The sequence below is a fragment of the Finegoldia magna genome, assembly GCF_003182075.1.
Taxonomy (GTDB): domain Bacteria; phylum Bacillota; class Clostridia; order Tissierellales; family Peptoniphilaceae; genus Finegoldia; species Finegoldia magna.
The window spans coordinates 33,414-51,976 of record NZ_QGTH01000007.1 but is presented as its reverse complement, the minus strand read 5'-3'; the positions used below and the strand labels follow the sequence as shown (position 1 = coordinate 51,976).

19 protein-coding genes are annotated in these 18,563 nt (G+C 33.1%); 18 read left to right on the top strand and 1 reads right to left on the bottom strand.

Annotated features, from left to right (window positions below; genetic code table 11):
- The 12 genes from DES33_RS04155 to DES33_RS04100 all read left to right on the top strand — a co-directional run bounded on the left by DES33_RS04155 (nt 1) and on the right by DES33_RS04100 (nt 13,215).
- A complete protein-coding gene (locus tag DES33_RS04155) occupies nt 1-969 on the top strand; it encodes an ABC transporter permease (protein WP_110058153.1) in 969 nt (322 codons plus the stop codon).
- A gap of 9 nt (nt 970-978) precedes the next feature.
- Nucleotides 979-1,899, top strand: a complete 921-nt coding sequence (locus tag DES33_RS04150) for an ABC transporter permease (RefSeq protein ID WP_094210215.1) — start codon at nt 979-981, stop codon at nt 1,897-1,899.
- Between the two features lie 11 nt (nt 1,900-1,910).
- Nucleotides 1,911-3,764 (top strand): oligopeptide ABC transporter substrate-binding protein, encoded by a 1,854-nt coding sequence (locus tag DES33_RS04145; protein WP_227930618.1) that lies wholly within the window; start codon nt 1,911-1,913, stop codon nt 3,762-3,764.
- Nucleotides 3,765-3,902: 138 nt separating this feature from the next.
- The gene (locus tag DES33_RS04140; RefSeq protein ID WP_094224326.1) at nt 3,903-4,859 is read left to right on the top strand and encodes an SH3 domain-containing protein; all 957 of its coding nucleotides are present in this window, start codon (nt 3,903-3,905) and stop codon (nt 4,857-4,859) included.
- 259 nt (nt 4,860-5,118) lie between these two features.
- Nucleotides 5,119-6,162, top strand: a complete 1,044-nt coding sequence (locus DES33_RS04135) for a DNA polymerase IV (protein WP_110058151.1) — start codon at nt 5,119-5,121, stop codon at nt 6,160-6,162.
- A gap of 68 nt (nt 6,163-6,230) precedes the next feature.
- The gene (locus tag DES33_RS04130; protein WP_002835632.1) at nt 6,231-6,545 is read left to right on the top strand and encodes a PadR family transcriptional regulator; all 315 of its coding nucleotides are present in this window, start codon (nt 6,231-6,233) and stop codon (nt 6,543-6,545) included.
- Nucleotides 6,546-7,580, top strand: a complete 1,035-nt coding sequence (locus DES33_RS04125; RefSeq protein WP_110058150.1) for a DUF4097 family beta strand repeat-containing protein — start codon at nt 6,546-6,548, stop codon at nt 7,578-7,580.
- 130 nt (nt 7,581-7,710) lie between these two features.
- Nucleotides 7,711-8,832 carry a THUMP domain-containing class I SAM-dependent RNA methyltransferase gene (locus DES33_RS04120; protein WP_110058149.1) on the top strand — a complete coding sequence of 374 codons (1,122 nt, stop codon included), beginning with the start codon at nt 7,711-7,713 and terminating at the stop codon, nt 8,830-8,832.
- A gap of 12 nt (nt 8,833-8,844) precedes the next feature.
- Complete coding sequence (locus DES33_RS04115) at nt 8,845-9,951, top strand: PP2C family protein-serine/threonine phosphatase (protein ID WP_110058148.1); 1,107 nt, start codon at nt 8,845-8,847, stop codon at nt 9,949-9,951.
- Nucleotides 9,952-9,959: 8 nt separating this feature from the next.
- Nucleotides 9,960-11,237, top strand: a complete 1,278-nt coding sequence (locus DES33_RS04110; protein ID WP_110058147.1) for a glucose-6-phosphate isomerase — start codon at nt 9,960-9,962, stop codon at nt 11,235-11,237.
- Nucleotide 11,238: 1 nt separating this feature from the next.
- Nucleotides 11,239-11,748: a hypothetical protein gene (locus DES33_RS04105; RefSeq protein WP_110058146.1), complete on the top strand. Its 510-nt coding sequence runs from the start codon at nt 11,239-11,241 to the stop codon at nt 11,746-11,748.
- 15 nt (nt 11,749-11,763) lie between these two features.
- Entirely contained in the window at nt 11,764-13,215 is a 1,452-nt protein-coding gene (locus DES33_RS04100; protein ID WP_110058145.1) for a helicase HerA-like domain-containing protein, read from the top strand.
- A 44-nt stretch (nt 13,216-13,259) separates the two neighbouring features.
- On the opposite strand, the gene DES33_RS04095 is transcribed toward DES33_RS04100, so the two are convergent.
- Entirely contained in the window at nt 13,260-13,964 is a 705-nt protein-coding gene (locus DES33_RS04095) for a class I SAM-dependent methyltransferase (RefSeq protein ID WP_110058144.1), read from the bottom strand.
- Nucleotides 13,965-14,077: 113 nt separating this feature from the next.
- On the opposite strand from DES33_RS04095, the gene DES33_RS04090 reads away from it, so the two are divergent.
- The 6 genes from DES33_RS04090 to DES33_RS04065 all read left to right on the top strand — a co-directional run bounded on the left by DES33_RS04090 (nt 14,078) and on the right by DES33_RS04065 (nt 18,561).
- A complete protein-coding gene (locus DES33_RS04090; protein WP_110058143.1) occupies nt 14,078-15,058 on the top strand; it encodes a C39 family peptidase in 981 nt (326 codons plus the stop codon).
- Nucleotides 15,059-15,763 (top strand): TrmH family RNA methyltransferase, encoded by a 705-nt coding sequence (locus tag DES33_RS04085; RefSeq protein WP_110058142.1) that lies wholly within the window; start codon nt 15,059-15,061, stop codon nt 15,761-15,763.
- Nucleotides 15,763-16,458 carry an HAD family hydrolase gene (locus DES33_RS04080; RefSeq protein WP_110058141.1) on the top strand — a complete coding sequence of 232 codons (696 nt, stop codon included), beginning with the start codon at nt 15,763-15,765 and terminating at the stop codon, nt 16,456-16,458. The genes DES33_RS04085 and DES33_RS04080 overlap by 1 nt, the downstream gene beginning before the upstream one ends.
- Entirely contained in the window at nt 16,430-17,050 is a 621-nt protein-coding gene (locus DES33_RS04075; RefSeq protein ID WP_094224338.1) for an epoxyqueuosine reductase QueH, read from the top strand. Before DES33_RS04080 ends, DES33_RS04075 begins: the two co-directional genes overlap by 29 nt.
- A gap of 120 nt (nt 17,051-17,170) precedes the next feature.
- Complete coding sequence (gene fdhD / locus DES33_RS04070) at nt 17,171-17,923, top strand: formate dehydrogenase accessory sulfurtransferase FdhD (protein ID WP_110058140.1); 753 nt, start codon at nt 17,171-17,173, stop codon at nt 17,921-17,923.
- Between the two features lie 2 nt (nt 17,924-17,925).
- Nucleotides 17,926-18,561: a formate/nitrite transporter family protein gene (locus DES33_RS04065; protein WP_110058139.1), complete on the top strand. Its 636-nt coding sequence runs from the start codon at nt 17,926-17,928 to the stop codon at nt 18,559-18,561.
- The last annotated feature ends 2 nt before the right edge of the window (nt 18,562-18,563 follow it).

Sequence of the window (18,563 nt, the reverse complement as noted above, 5' to 3'; positions counted from 1 at the left end):
ATGACTAAAACAATAATCAGAAGATTTTTAATAATGATTCCTCAATTGATAGTGTTAAGTTTATTTATATTCTTTGTAGCTCAAAAGATGCCAGGGGACCCTTTTACAGGGAAAATCACACCAACTACTGGTAACTCAAAGGTTGAAGAAGAACTTAAAATAAAATCTGGATTTTACGATCCATGGTATGTGAAATATAAGAGATGGGTTGGCAATGCACTTCAAGGAGATTTTGGAGTTTCTTACACTCAAAAGCTACCAGTGAAAGACGTTATTGGTCAAAGAGCTAAGAATACATTCTTCTTATCATTGTTCTCATTAATAATAATGTATGCAATTGCTATTCCTCTAGGAATAAACGCAGGTAGATACAGTGGGTCGGCTTTCGATCAGGGGGTTAACTTATATAACTTCTTGGCATTAGCTACCCCAGGGTTCGTATTTTACTTGATAATGCTTTTAATATTCGGATACAAGTTAGGATGGTTTCCAACAAGTGGTATCATAAGTCTTGAAGCATCAGCAAAAGGTGGCATGGCAGCGGTATTAAGTAGATTTTATCATATGCTACTTCCTGCAATATCATATGCACTTCTTACAACTATTGGAACTATTCAATATTTGAGAAATGAAGTTGTAGATGCAAAAAGTCAAGACTACGTAAGAACTGCAAGAGCAAAAGGGGTTCCTATTAAAAAAGTTTATAGTAAACACATTTTTAGAAACTCACTTTTACCAATAGCTGCATTCTTCGGATTCCAAATCACAGGTTTGTTAGCTGGTTCTATCATGATTGAAACAATTTTCGGATATCAAGGAATGGGTTCATTATTCGTTGACTGTATTAACCAAAGGGACTACTCAGTTATGACAGCTCTTGTAATGATTTATGGTTTCTTGACACTTTGCGGTTCATTATTAAGTGATATTATCATGAGTATAGTGGACCCTAGAATAAGGATAGATTAGGAGGTTTTTATGAAAGAAGTAAAAGTAACAGAAGAAAAGCTTGAAGAATATAAAGACCTTGCAAAAGATAATCCTACTGGATTTAAAGTAATTGTTAATGAATTCAAAAAAGATAAACTAGCTATAGTGTCATTGGTGGTATTAGCAGTTTTGTGGATAGGAATTTTCGTAGGAGCGATGTTACTTGATAAGGAACAAGTAATGAAAGTTGACATACTTAATTCATACGTAAGACCTGGAGAAGCTGGACACATACTAGGAACTGACCAAGGTGGTAGGGATTTATTTGGACAATTAATTATTGGAGCGAGAAACTCAATTGTAATAGGAATCGCCGTGACAATACTTACATCTGTAATAGGAATAGTTGTAGGTTTATTGATAGGATATTACGGAGGATGGTTGGACAATATTATAATGAGAATTATAGACTTCATACAAATTCTTCCAACAATGATGATTATTATAGTTTTCGTAACAATTGTTCCAAAATATTCGATGTTTACATTCGTAATGATATTTACGGTGTTCTACTGGACAGGGATGGCAAGACTTGTCAGATCGAAAGCTCTTGCGGAAAGTAAAAAAGACTACGTAAATGCTTCTAAAACAATGGGAACTAGCGATTTGAAGACGATGTTTACAGGAATTTTGCCAAATATTTCTTCAATATTAATTGTAGACATGACATTAAGTTTCGCCGGTAACATCGGTATTGAAACAGGACTTAGCTTTCTAGGTTTCGGGCTTCCACCATCAGATCCATCACTTGGAACTTTGGTATCATTAGCCAGAAAGCCAGAAGTTATTCAAGATAAATTATATGTATGGTTACCTGCATCATTATTGATATTAGTAATGATGTTGTGTATAAATTATATCGGTCAAGCATTAAGAAGAGCTTCCGATGCAAAACAAAGGAAAGGATAAGGGTGAAAATAATGAAAAAGAAGTTTAAATCATTATTGGCAATCTTTTTAGTATTGGCATTCGTACTTACTGGATGTGGAAATTCTAAGAAAGATAGCGGAAAATCGTCAGATTCTGGTTCAAAACAAGAATCTAGTACAGGCAAAAATGAAAACGCAGAAAACAAAGGCAACATAGTCGGAGAACAAATGGGCGGCGGTGTTCTTGTTGAAAATGAAGGCGAACCAATTAAAGGTGGTACATTTAGAGTAGGTATTCCTACAGATTCACCATTTAAAGGTATATTCAATAATACACTACAAGACGATAACATCGACTGGACAATCATTGGACCTACAATGTACGGTTCAGCAAATAATGGAGAAAGTTTGGAATTGAGAGATTCTGGAGCTGAAAAATTTGAATGGGATGAAAAAGCAAAAACTGCTACTATCAAATTATCAGACTCATTCAAATGGAATGATGGGAAACCAGTTACTGCAAAAGACATTATCATCAACTACTTAATCATTGGACACAAGGATTATCCTGGTGTACGTTATGATGATGATATGATGAACATCGTTGGTATGGAAGAATATCACGCTGGAAAAACACAAGACATCGCTGGTGTTAAAGAAATTGATGAAAAAACAGTTCAAATTTCATTTAAAGAATGGAAACCTTCAATTAAATGGGGTGCTGGTATTTGGGCTGAACCAACTAATTATGAACAAGTAAAAGACATAGCTATAAAAGACATAATTTCTTCTGATCCAATCAGAAAGAACCCTAAATCAGCTGGACCTTTCTACATTTCAAATGTAGTTCCAGGACAATCAGTTGAATTTAGTGCTAACGAACACTTCTGGGGTGGAAAACCTAAAATCGATAAAGTTGTAATGGAAGTAGTTCCAACATCACAAATTTTAGCATCATTAAAATCTGGTAAATACGACTATATCGCAGGTGGAGCACCTTCAGATACATTCAAAGAAATATCAGAATTAAAAGGATACAAAGTTGCAAGAATGCAAGACATGGCATACACTTACCTAGGATTTAAATTAGGTAAATGGGATAAAGCCAAGGGAGAAGTTGTGGTAGATTCTAACGCTAAGATGGCAGATGTAAACCTACGTAAAGCAATGGGTTACGCAATCGACAACAACGCAGTTGGTGAAAAATTCTACCTAGGATACAGATCACAAGCAAAATCAGTTGTTATTCCAATCTTCAAAGATTACTTTGACGATAGCCTTAAAGGATACAACTACGATCCAGAAAAAGCTAAACAATTGTTAGACGAAGCTGGATACAAAGACGTAGACAATGATGGAATGAGAGAAGACAAAAATGGTAAACCATTGGTAATCAAATTCGCATCAATGTCAGGTGGAGAAATCGCAGAACCATTATCAGCATATTATATCCAATGTTGGAAAGAAATTGGATTGAATGTTGAATTAACAGGCGGAAGATTAATCGAATTCAACGCATTCTATGACAAACTTAAAAACGACGATCCAGAAATCGACGTATTCCAAGGAGCTTGGGCTGTAGGTACTAACCCAGACCCATCAGGATTATTCAGTAAGAATGCATCATTCAACTACTACAGATATACTAATCCAGAAATGCAACAAGCATTGGATAAGATAGCTGATGGTAAAACATCTGATGAAGAAAGAGCACAAGCTTACAAAGACTTTGCTAAAGTAATGGAAGACAATGTACCATTGATTCCAACACTTTACAGAGAAGCTTTATCTCCAATCAACAAGAGAGTTAAAAAATTTGATTTCAGATACGTTCAAGATCTTAACAAAGACGACTTCAGATGGAATGAAATCGAACTTACAGCAGAACAACCAATGAAAGAATAATAGTTTTTGAAGTTAGTGGGGTGTAAATTAACACTCCACTTTTTTCTGTGTAAAATATGTAAAAATACGTAAAATATAACGTTTTCGTTTATTGACTTATTTTAGCTTATTCATTAGAATATTAGAGAGGTGTAATGAATGAAGCAGAAGAATATTATTGCTGTAGTTTTGATAACTGTAGTAATATTTGTTGGAGCTTTTGTAGGATTAAATATTTTTAATTCTTCTAAGGCAGAAAAATTAGATAAATTGGCTCACCAATGTATAGTAGATGGTAATTACCAAAAAGCTGTAGATTATTATAGTGAATTGTACGATAGAACAAACGATGGATCTTATATAGATAAAAAACGTGAAGCTGTTGAACTTTTGTCTTCTAAAAATAATTACGATTATGGTGTGAATTATTTAAAGGAAATGAAGTATGTCGATGCAGCAAAAAGTTTCTTGAAAGTAAGCAACAAAGATAGCGTCAATTATCAAAAAGCGCAACAAAGATTGCAAGAAAGTACACAAGCTGTGATAATTGCAAGTGATTCATTTGCAGAAGACGACAACTTTGATGCAAGCTTGAATATGTTAAACTCATACGCACGTGTAATGCCACACGAAACTATTGTTATCGACAAGATAAAAGAAGTTGAAAAAGCAAAAAATCAATACAATGAGAAAAAACAAGACGAAGAAAAACAACGTGCATTGTCTGAGAAAAAGGAAAAAGAAGCCAGAGAAAAAGCTGAAAAACTTGCCAATGAATCAGCAGAAGAATTAAAGAAAGAAAAAGAAAGTACAAAAAAACCAGATAAAAAAGATGAAAGCTATGAAACTGATGATAACAAAAGACTTATCGATTTGTGCATTCGTTTAGTTGGCAAAACTTATTTGGTAACTACAGATAATGCCAAAATCTATGAAGAACCAAGCAATAAATCAGAAGTGATTTCCTCAATTCCTATGGGAAGTGAAGTGTACATTTATGAAGCAAAACCAGATTCAGGTCAAAGAGTATGGTGTCATGCGATAATTAAAAGTGCAGATTCACTAAAATCATACGATGCATGGATATCATCAAACAACTTAGAAATTAACGATTAAGCTCTCGATAATGAGGGCTTTTTGCACATTGCAAACCTTCATGCACGAACATCGGACTCAAAAAATTTGTGATTTCTAAATTTCAATCTTCTAAAATCCGTAACTCGCATTCGCTCAAACAGACGGATTTTTCAACGAAGATTTTCAATTTGAAATCAATTAAATTTTTATCGTATGATGTTCTTAGCATTACGGTTTGCAAGTTATAATTGAAACTGCTCTCAATAATGAGAGCTTTTTTAGTAGAAAGGGGTGTGTTATGGATTTAAATTTTTTGCATTTTGATTTGGATGCTTTCTTTGCCTCTTGTGAAATTCTGGATAATCCAAAATTGAAACACGTCCCAATGGTTGTCGGTGGTAAAAGTCAGAGAGGAATAATTACTACTGCGAACTACGAAGCTAGAAAGTACGGATTGCATTCTGCAATGCCAATATTTCAAGCAAAAAAGATCGTTCCAAATCTTGTTATAGTTACTCCAGATTTTGAAAAATACAGAAGAAATAGCGAGAAAGTTTTCAAGGTTTTGTCGGCATTTTCGACTAAAATTCAAAAGATGAGTATAGATGAAGGTTGCATGGATATTTCTCATATAGATATGGATAGGTTGGAACTGGCAAATCTAATACAAGAAAATGTCAGGATAAAAACGGGATTGTCTATTTCTATAGGAATTAGCTACAATATGAGCCTTGCAAAGCTTGCATCAGATTGGAACAAGCCTCATGGAATCAAAATTATCACACAAGATGATATTCCAGATATTTTGATGGACTTAAATGTGGGAAAAATTCAAGGAATTGGTAGAAAATCTGAGGAAAAACTAAATAATATTGGAATAAAAAAAGTATGCGATTTGTATGATTTATCCAGAAATAATTTGAGAGAATTATTTGGTAAATTTGGCGAAGTGATTTACGATAGAATTCGTGGTGTTGACGATAGACAGTTGGATTTGTCAAGAATTAGAAAGTCTATTGGAGTTGAGTACACTTTTGAAAGAGATTTGAAAAATTACAATGAATTACTAAAGAAAGCCAGTGAATTCAGCGAAGAATTGGCAGAAGATCTTCATAAGAAAAATATTAAAGCGAAAACAATTAGGATTAAAATAAAGCTTAGCGATTTTTCGGTGATTACAAAATCAATGACTCTTGATGAATACATTTGTGATGTCAAGGATATTTATAGGATTGTGAAGTATCTTGTGGTTAACACTAAAATTGAAAAGCCTGTCAGACTTTTTGGGATTACTGCTGCAAACCTTAGCGACACGACTTTTGAGCAGTTAAAATTTTTATAGTAAAAAACTTTGCATAATACCTTGCAATATGTACTACTGTGTATTATAATGTAATCAGGAGGTAAGATATGAACACACAATTAAAAAAAGGGATTTTAGAATTATGTGTCTTATCGGTTATATCTAAACAAGACAGCTACGGATACGAAATTATAGATCAGATAAAAGATAAGATACCAATGAGCGAAGGAACAATTTATCCTATGCTTAGAAGATTGAAAAACGACAAATACTTGGAAGATTACACTGAACAATCAGAGTCAGGTCCATCTAGAAAATACTACAAGATAACAGACGAAGGAAAAACTTATTTGCACTCACAACTTGAAGATTATAAAAAATTAGTTGAAAGTGTTAAGGCCTTGTTAGAGGAGGGTTTTTAAATGAATAAAGAACAATTTATGGAACTTTTAGATTATTATTTCAGAAATGTCGACGAAACAACTTACAGAGAAATCAAGAATGATTACGAAGAACATTTTAGAATCGGAGTTGAAAACGGAAAAACTGAAGAAGAGATTTCAACTGAATTAGGTAATCCAAGAGAGATATTCAACGAATGTAAAGAAGCTGGAATCATCAGAGAAAACAACTTATTTGGTATGTTTAACTTGGATAGCATTGGTGATTTCTTTAATTCTAAAATTTTTGACCAATCTAAAGACAAAGACTATGATTTGTCACAACAAACATTGGAATTTGACAATGATTTCCACAGAATTGAAGTTAAATCGAATGCGGACATAGATGTGTCAACTCACGAATTGGATAAAATTATCGTAACTTACACTACAACTGATGAAACACAAAAGTTAGATGTAGATTATATGAATCACGTGTTGAAGCTTGGTAAAGTTAAAATGGAAAAATTCTTCCAAAAAAGTTTTATAAAATCAATTTCTATCAAAATTCCACAAGACAGTGATTTGGGATTAAACATCGCCACAGCAAGTGGAGATGTAAATGTAGATGTTATTAGTAATGATGTTACTTGCAACACTTCAAGTGGTGATGTAAATATCACTACACAATCGAACAATGTAAATGTCAATACTGCAAGTGGAGATGTTCAAGTTTCCAAATGCAAAAAAGAAATTTACGTTAATACTGTAAGCGGTGATGTGAAGGTGGATTCTGAAAACCCAGAAATCACAGTGAACACTGTAAGTGGAGATATCGAAATCGATGTGAACGAAAACAAAGATTTGAATGTGAGAGGTGTATCTAGCGATATTAATATCCATATCAAAGAAAAGAAAGGTTCTATAGAACTTAGAACTGTTAGCGGAGAAATTCAAATCGATAGTTACTACAAAGATAGTTCGAAAAAAATCAGTAAATCTCACGACCAATCATTCTCAAATGATGAAATCGAAATTAGTGCTGCAACAGTTAGTGGAGATATTACTGTAGATTAGAATCTAAATAGACTGCAATGATTTTTCGTTGCAGTTTTTTTATTGTAAATTTACAGTTAAATATTATTATAACGTAAAAAAAACATTGAAAATATGATAAAATAGAAGGTAATATGGAGGAATAATAATTTTGAAAATAATAGTAACTTGCGCATTCGGTTTGGAGAGCTTAGTCAAAAGACAACTTTTGGATATGGGCTATGAGAATTTGAATGTAAACGACGGAAGAATAATGCTTGAAGGCGATGAAAAAGATATCGCAAAATTAAATATAAATTTGAGATGTGCAGATAGAGTTCTAATCGAATTGGGTAATTTTAAGGCTGTATCATTCGAACAACTTTTTAAGGGCGTTGAAAAAATAAATTGGTTAGATATTTTGGAAGCGGATTCCAATTTTATTGTAGAAGGCCGAAGTTACAAATCAAAATTATTTTCTATTAAAGATTGTCAATCGATTACAGAAAAGGCGATTATCAAATCTCTTCAGAAGAAATACAAGGTGGATTGGTTCTCTAAATCAAAGGGAAGATTCAGAATTGAAGTTAGTCTAGTAAAAGATATTTGTTCGATAACTTTGGATACTTCGGGAGATGGACTTCACAAAAGAGGCTACAGGGAAGGCTCAGTTCTTGCACCTATAAGAGAAAACTTAGCAGCAGGAATTATCGATTTGTCATTTGCTAATAGCAACAGACCTCTTGTGGACTTGTTCTGTGGTAGTGGAACTTTTGCGATAGAAGCTGCGAGAAAATTCAGAAATATTGCACCTGGGATTGACAGAGAATTCGATTTTATTAATTTTAATGATAAATTTAACAATGCATACAAACAAGAGCGTACTAAAGCCTTGGAGAGCATTGATTACGATAAGAAGATAGATATTTTCGCAAGTGATGTAGACGGCTCAGCGATTGAAAAAGCGATAGCTAATGCCGAAAATGCTGGGGTCAGGGAGGATATTAGATTCGTGACGAGGGATTTCAGAAATGTTGTGTTAAATGATAATTACTTCGTTCTAATATCTAACCCACCTTATGGAAAAAGGCTTGGCGAAAGACAAGAAGCCGAGAAGATTTATAAGGATTTGGGAATTAAAATGGCAAAATTCAAGACTGCATCACAATATATAATCACGGATTGCGAAGAGTTTGAGAAATTTTACGAAAAAAAAGCATCTAAAAATAGAAAGATGTACAACGGAAATATGAAGTGTTATTTGTATCAATATTTTGGTCCGAGACCTAAATAGGAGGAGATATCCTTGGAGAAGAAATCAAGTGAAGATGTTAGTGATTTCAAAGGATCTGATTACGAAGTTCTAAATTCTATGAAGGATTTAGTTAGAGTAATAGATAAAGATGGGGTAATAATATTTGCCAATACTAGCATGATAAAATCTATGCCTATCAATCCAATAGGAGTGAATTGCTATTTGGATTATAGTGAAGATTTTCCAAAATGTTTGGCAGATAGGAAATACCGTTTGAACAGCACTATCAAAGAAAAAAGAAAAATAAATGGCGTGGATTATTCCATAACTTCTTCTCCAGTTATGGATAAAGATGGAGAAGTGGTAAGCACTGTCGAGGTTTTCAGAGATATTTCAAAAGAGGTCAAAACTCAGATTGATTTGATTAATGCGAACAAGGACATCAAGGATGAAATCATATTCGCCAAGCACATTCAAAGCAAAACTTTGCCTAGTAAGGGTGAGCATGTCGGTTTGGATTTGGATTACAGCTATATTTCATCTAGGGATTTGTCTGGAGATATCATCGATTGCATAGACATTGACGAAAGATTTGTAGGAATTTACATCGCAGATGTTGTGGGCCATGGGATTGCGGCATCTATTCTGACGATGTTTATCAGACAGACAATGAGGTATTTGGTAAGTAGAATTACAGATTCTAGACCAAAAAGAGTGCTGAAGGATTTGAATACAACATTTACTGAACTTAATTTATCGGTAGACAAATATTTTACGATTTTTTATGGGTTATACGATAGAAAACTCAAAATATTTTCATATGCAAATGCTGGCCACAATGGTATTCCATTTTTGATTTCAAATGATAAATTAGAAGAATTAAAAGTTACGGGTCATCCTATCTCTCCAATGTTTGAAGGAGTTGGGTTTGACCAAAGAGATATATTGGTCTCCAGTGGTGATGAATTAATTATGTACACTGATGGGATAACTGAAACTAGAGGATTTGACAACGAATTTTACGGCGAAGAAAGACTAAAAAGAGATTTAATGAAAGTTCCAGATAGAAGAATTGAATACGTGTTAAACGAGGTGAATTCTTTTAGATTTTTGGAACAGGATGACGATATTGTTCTAGTGAGTTTGAAGGTTCTATAGGAGGAAATATGTTCAAGCTAGATTTTTCAAATACGACAAGTCATAATTCTGTGGATACTTTGAGAACAGAATCCGTAAATGCTTTAGAAAAGCTTTTAAATAAATCCTGTGAAGGCAAGGAATTCACAGGATGGATTGATTTGCCTAAAAATTACGACAGAGAAGAATTCGAGAGAATTAAAAAATGTGCTAAGAAGATAAGAGAAAGCTCTGATTGTTTAGTTGTCATTGGAATCGGTGGAAGTTATATGGGAGCTAAGGCGATTGATTATGCGATGAGCGATTATTTTGAGAAATCGGGCATCGAAATCATCTACGCTGGTTTCCAATTGTCTTCTACGTATTTGGCTGAACTTTTGGAATATTTGAAGGACAAGGATTTTTGTGTAAATGTAATTAGCAAATCGGGAACTACTACAGAGCCTGCAATCACTTTTAGATTTATAAAGGAATTAATGGATGAAAAATACACAAAAGAAGAACAAAAGAGCAGAATTTTCGCCACTACTGATAAACAAAAAGGTGCATTGAAAGAATTGTCTGATATCAATGGTTATGAAACTTTTGTAGTGCCAGATGACATAGGTGGAAGATTTTCCGTTCTAACTTCTGTTGGATTGTTGCCACTTTGCGTAAAAGGATTGGACATCGACAAATTAATGATTGGCGCAGCAAATGCAATGGAAGATTTTACAAAACTTGACTATGAGTCAAATTTTGCTTTGCAATACGCTTCATTCAGAAATAACATGTATCGCAATGGAAAAGACATTGAAATACTTATTAATTACGAAATGAGATTAAAATATTTTTCTGAATGGTTCAAGCAATTATTCGCAGAATCGGAAGGAAAAAACAATAAGGGAATATTTCCGATGATGTGTAATTTCACGACTGATTTGCATTCAGTAGGTCAAATGATTCAAGATGGACAAAAAAATGTATTTGAAACTGTGATTTCAGTAGAAAATCCACGCAAAGATTTGTATATAAAATCTGATGCTGATAATTTGGATAATCTGAATTATTTGAGCGGAAAATCAGTGGATTATGTGAATAAGATGGCTATGCAAGGAACGCTTAATGCGCATTTGTCGTCAAATGTTGAAAGTGTCGTCGTGAAAATTGATGAGATTAATGAAGAAAATCTAGGATATATGATTTATTTCTTTGAAATGAGTGTAGCAATTTCAGCACTTGTTTTAGGAGTGAATCCTTTTAATCAACCGGGAGTTGAAGAATACAAGAAGCAAATGTTTAAATTATTAGAAAAGCCGGGTTATTAATATGAAAGAGAATTTAAAGAAAATAGTTTTGTACGAGAAAAGCTACGAAATTTCGAAAATAATATTGATTTTATTGACATCTGTTTTATTTTTGAAATTTGCTAAGGTCGACCACGTTTTTGTTAAATCGTTTTTTATAACGGTATTTTCATTCGTGCCAATAATAGGAGCGGGAGTGTATTTTATTCCAGCAATCATTCTTAATTTATTAGAATCAAATACGCTCTATCTAGCGATGTACGCGTGGTTATTTTTGGCATTAATTAGCATTGATAAAATAATTTACAGCGTGTTTTACGATTTGCCATTTGATTACAGCCCAATATTTTATGTTATTATGGGAATGATTTTGTATTTGATATTTGGCAAATACATATTGATGGTGTTTAGTTTGTTTGTTTACGGAATAAACGTGTACAACAATTACAACAAGTACAAGAAAACAAAAGCTTTTTACAATAAAGCTTTGTTCAATTTCATTGATTTGAAACAAATTATTCAAGAAAATTAGAATGCGGAGGAAATTGTGGAAAAACTATTGATTGCAAGAGGAAACGAAGATATCGAACTTCTTTCAAATAAAGTAAATCAACATGGGCTTATCGTAGGAGCGACTGGAAGCGGAAAGACAGTTACATTAAAAGTATTGTGCGAATATTTCTCAGATTTGGGAGTGCCAACTATTTTGTCAGACGTTAAGGGAGATTTGTCAAACTTGGCATCGGTTGGTGAAATGAACGATAATTTAAAATCTAGACTTGATGAAATGAATATCACAGATTTTAATTTTAAAAACTATCCTGTGAATTTGTGGGATGTATACGGAGAAGCTGGACTTCCATTAAGAGTTTCTGTATCTGAAATGGGCCCGATTTTGTTATCGCAAATTTTGGATTTGAACGATACACAAGCTGGGATTTTGAATATTGCATTTAGGGTTTCAGATGAGGAAGGACTATTGTTGTTGGACATAAAAGATTTGCGTTCTATGCTTAATCATTTGTCTGATAACAGGGAAGTTTATTCAAAAAAATACGGAAATATCACCACTCAAAGTATTAGCGCAATCATGAGAAAATTATTGTACATCGAAGATATGGGTGCAGATAAATTCTTTGGAGAACCAAGTTTGGATATAAGAGATTTGATGATGACAGATTCTGATGGACGTGGATTTGTGAATATAATTTCTGCGGCAAGACTTATCAACGACAAAAACTTGTATTCTATGTTTTTGTTGTGGCTATTATCAGAACTTTTCGAATCACTACCAGAAGTTGGCAATCCAGAAATCCCTAAGCTTGTGTTCTTCTTTGACGAAGCACACTTGTTATTCGACAATGCAAACAAGATGATAATGGATAAAATAGAACAAGTTGTAAGACTTATTCGTTCAAAAGGTGTGGGAATATTCTTCATAACACAAAACCCACTAGACATTCCAGATTCGATTTCTTCGCAATTGGGAAATAGAATTGTGCATCAATTGAGAGCTTTCTCTCCAAAAGAATTGAAGGCTGTGCAAAAAGTTTCTGAAACTTTCAGAGCAAACGAAGATATGAATGTAAAAGATGAAATTATAAACTTACGAACAGGTGAAGCGTTGATTTCGTTTTTGGATGAAAAAGGAGCACCAAGTATAACTAAAAAAGGACTCGTGCTTCCACCACACTCATCGTTTACGCCACTTTCTCAATCAGACGTGGATTATATTGTGAAAAACTCTGATTTGCATCAAAAATATTCACAATCAATCGACAGAGAATCTGCTTATGAAATACTGCAAAAAAAATTGCAAAATCAAATCAAAGAAGATCCGGAAAAACAAACTAAGAAATCCACAAAACAAGAAAAATCACCGATAGAAGATTTCGCAACTAAAAGCATCAACTCCATGCTTGGTAGTTTTACAAGACAAATCGGAAGAGACATCGCGCGTGGAATTTTCGGTTCAATAAAAAAGAGCATAAAATTTTAATAAACCTCCCAAACGGGAGGTTTTTAAATGTGCTAAAGATTATTTTATAGTTTTTCAGCGGCTAATACTAATGGTCTGGAGTTTTCCTTATCAAATTCTGATTTGTTAAATCCTCCGTATATTTTTATATTCTCAAAACCATTCTGTTCTAAAAGTGTTACTAATTCATCAGATGTTATTGGAAATAAATTAACGTCATTTTCAATAGATTTATCACCTGCTGTCATAACTGTGTTAAATCGTATAAAATCACCATTTCTGAAATATTTTCTTACAAATTCCACTTTTTCATTTTTGATAGTAGGAAGATTTCCTAAGTAATCATCATCTACTTGTAAAAATGGATAAAAATTTATGATTTGGAGGACAAGAGATCCGTTTGGGTCTAACTTGTCGTAGCATTTTTTCAAAAATTCATTTATCTTTTCTGTAGAATCCAAGTGTACCAAAGAATTTCCGATGCAATAAATCAAACCGAAATTATCTCTCAATTTGTCGATATCTAGCATATTCATACATTTAGCATCGATTTTATTTTCATTAATCGCTTTGTTCACAAACTTTTCTTCTAAATCAATCCCCATCACATCAAATCCATCATCTTGAAGTCTTTTCGCAACTTTTCCAGTGGCACATGCTACATCCAAGATTTTGCCGTGAGCAAGTTCTTCTAAGAAACTAATTTGCTTATCATTTGGCTGAAAAATATCTTCGTAATTATCTGAAATTGAATCGTAAAATTTACTCATATCATCACCTCTAATGTAATTATACCCAAAAGAATGTTACAATTTTATAAAGTTGTCATAATTTTGTAATAATTTCAAATCCTGTGATATAATTAGATAAATGAGGTGGAAACTTGATACGTAATAATCACGATAGATTTCTAGAAGAAAAAAGAAGACGTGCAGTAAAACGAAGGATTGTGTTTTCTGTATTTCTTCTAGTAATTCTATTTTCAATCATAAAAGTAAAAAACGATAGACAAGAGCATGCAGCTGAACAAAAACAAGCTGAGATAGCTCAGGAGAAAAAAACTTCCGTACAACAAGACTCAAAACCAGAAGAACCAGTGGAAAAAGAGAAAACTGATGAGGAAGTTTTTGAAGAAATCAAAAAAACTGAAAATATTTACCAAAACACATTTAAGAGAAATGAATTGTTGCACAATTTGGAAGTTTACGCTAAGTACAATCCTAATGCAAAATTAGTGATGAAAAACGCTGATGACATTCATCCATCTCTTTTAAAACTTGCTGGTAATAACTACACTGCGGTTAATTTCGTGGCGAAAACAATTGATTCTACAATAAAAAATGACTATTCATATCCAGAAAATGCAAATAATTCAAATGTGCCATTGTATTTGCAGTGGGACAAGAGATGGGGTTATGAAAAATACGGCTACGGAATTATAGGTTTTACTGGATGTGGACCTACAAGTTGTGCTATGGCGATGTCGTATTTGAAAAACGACCCTTCAATCACTCCTGCAAAAATAGCAGAAGAAAGTGATCGCAACGGATATTCGTCATCTGAAGGAACAAGCTGGGGGTTTTATCCTTATATCGCAAGAAAATACGGATTGAAAGCTGTGCAAATGGATGCGAATTATAATGTTATAAAAGAGAATATAAAAAAAGGAAATCCGATTCTAATTTCTGTAAGACCTGGTGATTTCACACAAACGGGACATGTTATGGTAATTTCGGGAATAGATTTAAATGGTAATATTATAATTAACGATCCGAATAGCTTTACTAATTCACAAAAATCATGGAAATATGACAGATTACAACCACAAATCAAAGCGATGTGGGTGTTTAGTAATGGAGTATAAATGAAAAAATACACAAAATACAAAAAAGATCTTGAATATTCTTATACAATGGGACCTTTTCCAACTTATGAACTTATTGAAAATAAGGCTGATATTGTTGATAAGGTCTTAATTTCTGAGGATTTCAATGACACAGAAAAACTGATAAATATATTGAATGATAAGAAAATTCCTTATACGATTTCGAGTAAACAAATAAACAAAATTTCACTAAAAGATAAGGAATACGTGATTGGAGTTTTCAAAAAGGAAAAATCAAAATTACAAGAAAAAAACCACATAATTTTGGACGGAATAGACAACATGGGAAACTTAGGTACTATTATGAGAAGTATGCTTGCATTTGGATATAAGGATTTGGCTTTGATATCAAATACGTGTGATGTTTACAATCCTAAAGTTGTCCGTGCCAGTATGGGAGCTTTTTTCAAATTAAATATCCAAAGATTTGATAATCTACAAGATTACAAGAATAATTTCCCAGAAAATAAGATTTATTCGTTTTTGCTAGATGAAAGTTCAGATGAACTTGGCGATGTGAAGTTCGAACAACCATTTAGCTTGGCGTTTGGAAATGAAGGGGCAGGGCTTCCAAAAGAATACTACAATGAAAATAAGATTTTCATCAATCAATCTAAGGATGTGGATTCCTTGAATTTACCGATAGCTTGTTCCATTGCAATGTATCAATCGAGGGTGATTTAATGAAGAGAGTATTTGTATTTGATTTGGACGGAACGTTGATAGATTCTATTGAAATGATAAATAATTGTTTCAATCATACTACTAAAAAATTTGGGCTTAAACCTGTAGAAAAGGAAAAATTTAATTATTTTCTTGGAGATGGACCTAAAATTTTGGTGGAAAAATCTCTCAATTATTTAATAGAGCGTGATAATTTGGATGAAGCAGTGATTAATTCGAAATTTACTGAAATCTACGACAGCTATATTGAGTATTACAACGGATATGACGATAAGAAAACGCAGTTGTATCCATACATTAGAGAAAGTTTGGATAAATTAAAAGAAATGGGCGCACTTATTTGCGTATGCACGAATAAAACTCTTCCGGCAGCGGAGAAAATTTTGAACAATTTATTTCCACAAGGCTATTTTGATTATGTGTCTGCATTGGAAGATGAAACAAAAAGAAAGCCTAATCCATACTTGCTAGAAAAAATCGTGGAAGATTTGAATATTAAAAAAGAAGAGATTGTATATTTTGGAGACACGGATACAGATATCGAGACGTGTAAAAATGCGGACGTAACAAGTGTCGGTGTTGAATGGGGATTTAGAGAAAGAGAAGAACTTGTAGAATCTGGAGCAGATTTTGTGATTTCCGATCAAAGAAGGATAGTTGATTTTTATGGAGAATTACCAAAAAATATTGGATAAAACAATTGAAAATCTAAATGGAGGAGAAACACTTCTTCTTCACAGTTGTTGTGGGCCTTGTTCCAGTTATGTTTTGGAATATTTGTCACAGTATTTTAAGATAACTATTTTGTTTTACAACCCAAACATTTCTCCGCAATCTGAGTTTGATAAAAGAGTTGTGGAGCAGAAAAAAGTCATCGCAAATACAAAAGCAAAATATCCTATTGATATAATCGTCGACAAATACGATCCAGATGAATTTTACGAAAGAGTTGCTCCTTATAAGGATTTGGGAGAAAAATCACAGCGCTGTTATGAGTGCTACGATTTAAGAATCGACAGAACTTTCGACATTGCAGATGAGATGGGTTTTGATTTTGTAACGACGACGTTATCGGTTAGTCCTCACAAAAACAGCCAATGGATTAATGAAATCGGAGAAAAATTAGAACAAACTCATAAAACTAAATTCTTGCATTCTGATTTCAAAAAGAAAAATGGATACAAGAGGTCGATTGAATTATCGAAGGAATTTGATTTGTATAGACAAGATTACTGCGGATGCGTTTACAGCAAAAAAGAAGCAGAACAACGACATAATAATGATTGATAGAATCGGTGATTTTTATCGCCGATTTTTTTGTGAGAAATTTTCAAAACAAAATTGATAATGGTGTTAAGTATTTGTATCGGCTAAAGTTGTTTGATATAATTAAATAAAGGAGATTTTATGAATTTTGAAAAAAATGTAATGGTTAAGAAATATAACGATGGAGTTATAGAAGAAGTTGAAGATGTTATTTTGAGAGAATTTTTGTTGGATATCAATATTAATTCCAAACCAATTGTTAAGCTTTTGTGTATTGAAAAGGATTTACAAGAACTTGTTACGGGATATCTTATAACAGAAAATATTGTAAGGCCAGAAGATATACGAAATGTAGATATTAAAATTGACGGGAATGTTTGTGATGTTACTTTAAAAGATATCGATAACACTCCAAGTCATGTGACTACTGAAAGTGGAGATTATAAAAACGTCCCGTACAATTTTACTAACAGAGATGAGTCAGTCACTCCGATTGATTGGGATGAAGAAACGCTGTTGAAGATTTCCAATTTTAACTTATCGGGATCGCAGTTATTCAAAGAAACTGGCAATGTGCATTCTGTTGTTTTGGCAAAAAATGGGGAAATAATTTGTCAATGTGATGATATTGGAAGATACAATGCTTTCGACAAGGCTGTGGGTACTGCAGTGTTAAATGGAGAAAAACTATCTAATTTAATTGCATTTACCTCTGGAAGAATTCCTTCATCAATTGTTCAAAAATGTGTCAATTCAGGTATTTCTGTTATAGTTTCTAGAAGTGCACCAACGGATATTTCTTTGGAACTAGCAAGTAAATATAATCTGTCCGTAATCGGCTTTTGTAAACAAAGTCGTTTAAATATTTATAGGGATTTTAGAAAGAAGGATTAGTTATGAAAAAATTAGCGGATTTTTTGTATGCCATTATGGCAGGGGCATTTATTGCTATGGGCGGAGTTGTGTTTTTGAGCCTAAACAATAAAATTGTCGGAGCATTTATGTTCAGCTTGGGACTTTTTGCTGTGTGTACTTTAAAGTATAATTTATTTACGGGAAAAGTTGGATATCTGTTCTGTAATGATGTGAAAACTTATTTGCCATGGTGCTTAATGGTGTGGGTTGGAAATTTAGTTGGTAGTATTATCGTAGCGGAATTGGTTCGTCTTACAAGAGTTGCTCCAGGAATTATCGAAAAATCCACGAAATTGGTTCAAGTAAAAGCAGACGATACTTTGATTAGTTTGTTTGTTTTGGGTATTTTCTGTAATATTATGGTTGTTCATGCTGTGGATCAATACTTAAACAATCCTCACGAAATTGGGAAATATTTGGGAATTATAATGAGTATTATGGTATTTATACTATGCGGATTTGAACACTGTATTGCAGATATGTTTTACATTCAAATGGCAAGAATGTGGAATTCACAAACAATTATCGCTCTAATTGTCATTACTTTGGGTAATGTATTGGGCGGAATTTTGATTCCGACAATGAGAAATATAAACATAAAATTAAAAAACGAATAAGG

Bases quoted from the DNA above. Each gene is read 5' to 3' on its own strand.
- DES33_RS04155 (WP_110058153.1), top strand. From the start codon at position 1: ATGACTAAAACAATAATCAGAAGATTTTTAATAATGATTCCTCAATTG.
- DES33_RS04150 (WP_094210215.1), top strand. From the start codon at position 979: ATGAAAGAAGTAAAAGTAACAGAAGAAAAGCTTGAAGAATATAAAGAC.
- DES33_RS04145 (WP_227930618.1), top strand. From the start codon at position 1,911: ATGAAAAAGAAGTTTAAATCATTATTGGCAATCTTTTTAGTATTGGCA.
- DES33_RS04140 (WP_094224326.1), top strand. From the start codon at position 3,903: ATGAAGCAGAAGAATATTATTGCTGTAGTTTTGATAACTGTAGTAATA.
- DES33_RS04135 (WP_110058151.1), top strand. From the start codon at position 5,119: ATGGATTTAAATTTTTTGCATTTTGATTTGGATGCTTTCTTTGCCTCT.
- DES33_RS04130 (WP_002835632.1), top strand. From the start codon at position 6,231: ATGAACACACAATTAAAAAAAGGGATTTTAGAATTATGTGTCTTATCG.
- DES33_RS04125 (WP_110058150.1), top strand. From the start codon at position 6,546: ATGAATAAAGAACAATTTATGGAACTTTTAGATTATTATTTCAGAAAT.
- DES33_RS04110 (WP_110058147.1), top strand. From the start codon at position 9,960: ATGTTCAAGCTAGATTTTTCAAATACGACAAGTCATAATTCTGTGGAT.
- DES33_RS04105 (WP_110058146.1), top strand. From the start codon at position 11,239: ATGAAAGAGAATTTAAAGAAAATAGTTTTGTACGAGAAAAGCTACGAA.
- DES33_RS04095 (WP_110058144.1), bottom strand. From the start codon at position 13,964: ATGAGTAAATTTTACGATTCAATTTCAGATAATTACGAAGATATTTTT.
- DES33_RS04085 (WP_110058142.1), top strand. From the start codon at position 15,059: ATGAAAAAATACACAAAATACAAAAAAGATCTTGAATATTCTTATACA.
- DES33_RS04080 (WP_110058141.1), top strand. From the start codon at position 15,763: ATGAAGAGAGTATTTGTATTTGATTTGGACGGAACGTTGATAGATTCT.
- DES33_RS04075 (WP_094224338.1), top strand. From the start codon at position 16,430: ATGGAGAATTACCAAAAAATATTGGATAAAACAATTGAAAATCTAAAT.
- fdhD (WP_110058140.1), top strand. From the start codon at position 17,171: ATGAATTTTGAAAAAAATGTAATGGTTAAGAAATATAACGATGGAGTT.
- DES33_RS04065 (WP_110058139.1), top strand. From the start codon at position 17,926: ATGAAAAAATTAGCGGATTTTTTGTATGCCATTATGGCAGGGGCATTT.